Here is a 1157-nt window from a genome sequence, read left to right on the forward strand (position 1 = left end):
TGCTGCGCTGATGCGCCATGAGTTTATTTTACCTTATCCGCCGACGGTGAATACTTACTGGCGACGTCGTGGCAGCACATATTTTGTATCAAAAGCCGGTGAGCGTTATCGTCGGGATGTGGCGCTTATTGTCCGTCAGCAGCGACTGAAATTAAGCCTGTCCGGAAGACTGGCGATAAAGATTATTGCAGAGCCACCGGATAAGCGGCGTCGTGACCTGGACAATATCCTGAAAGCACCACTGGATGCACTGACACATGCGGGGTTGCTTATCGACGACGAGCAGTTTGATGAAACCAATATTGTGCGCGGACTGCCTGTTCCTGGTGGTCGGTTGGGGATAAAAATCACAGAGCTGGAGTGTGCATGAATAACCAGTATTTACAGTTTGTTCGTGAGCAGCTCATTATCGCCACCGCTGATTTGAGTGGGGCGACAAAAGGTCAGCTTGAAGCCTGGCAGGAGAATGCCATGTTCGATACAGGGCGTTACAGGCGTAAAAAAATCCGGTACCGCGATGAGGTGACCGGAAAAATGATAACGCGGGATAATCCACCAATCCCGGGAAAACAATCACTGGCGAAGGGGGCGTCAATTCCTCTGGTCAGTCAGGTTGCGTTTTCGACATCATCGTGGCGGCGGGCTGTTCTGTCTCTTGAAGAGCACCATAAAGCCTGGTTGTTGTGGTGTTACAGCGGAAGTATTTGCTGGGAGTATCAGATCACCATAACCCACTGGGCGTGGGAAGAGTTTAAGGCTCATTCTGGCACTAGGAAAATTGCAGAGAAAACACAGGAACGCCTGAAAAAATTAATCTGGCTGGCGGCGCAGGCGGTAAAAGCAGAACTTTTTGGTGGGGAAGGTTATGAATATCAGGAGCTGGCATTACTGGCGGGAGTAACAACCAAAAACTGGTCCAAAACATTTACTGGTCACTGGGTTGTAATGAAACACATTTTTCACCGACTGGATAGTGAGGCTTTATTGTTTGTGATGAGAACACGTTCAGAACAAAAAGCGGCATTTTCAAAGCAAAGTATTGCAAAAGTAGATTAAAAGGCATATATTTCATGCAAATCTGATACTTTGCCGATTTTGTACGCGATGGCAAAGTAAGCAAAACCCGCCGCCGAGCGGTTTTTTTATGCCTGAAAAAT

The 1157-nt window shown here is 47.8% G+C and carries 2 protein-coding genes; both read left to right on the forward strand.

Features of this window, described 5'->3' with window-relative positions; genetic code table 11:
- The first annotated feature begins 10 nt into the window (after positions 1-10).
- On the forward strand, positions 11-370 hold the full coding sequence (locus tag ACUU1M_RS20225; protein WP_001215517.1) for a RusA family crossover junction endodeoxyribonuclease: 360 nt from the start codon (positions 11-13) through the stop codon (positions 368-370).
- Positions 367-1056, forward strand: coding sequence for a bacteriophage antitermination protein Q (locus ACUU1M_RS20230; protein ID WP_001064884.1), 690 nt, complete (start codon positions 367-369; stop codon positions 1054-1056). The genes ACUU1M_RS20225 and ACUU1M_RS20230 overlap by 4 nt, the downstream gene beginning before the upstream one ends.
- Positions 1057-1157 lie beyond the last annotated feature (101 nt).

The organism is Shigella sp. SIG6, from assembly GCF_053555815.1.

What these genes read in the sequence shown, in the direction of transcription:
- ACUU1M_RS20225 (WP_001215517.1), top strand. Translation starts at nt 11, where the DNA reads ATGCGCCATGAGTTTATTTTACCTTATCCGCCGACGGTGAATACTTAC.
- ACUU1M_RS20230 (WP_001064884.1), top strand. Translation starts at nt 367, where the DNA reads ATGAATAACCAGTATTTACAGTTTGTTCGTGAGCAGCTCATTATCGCC.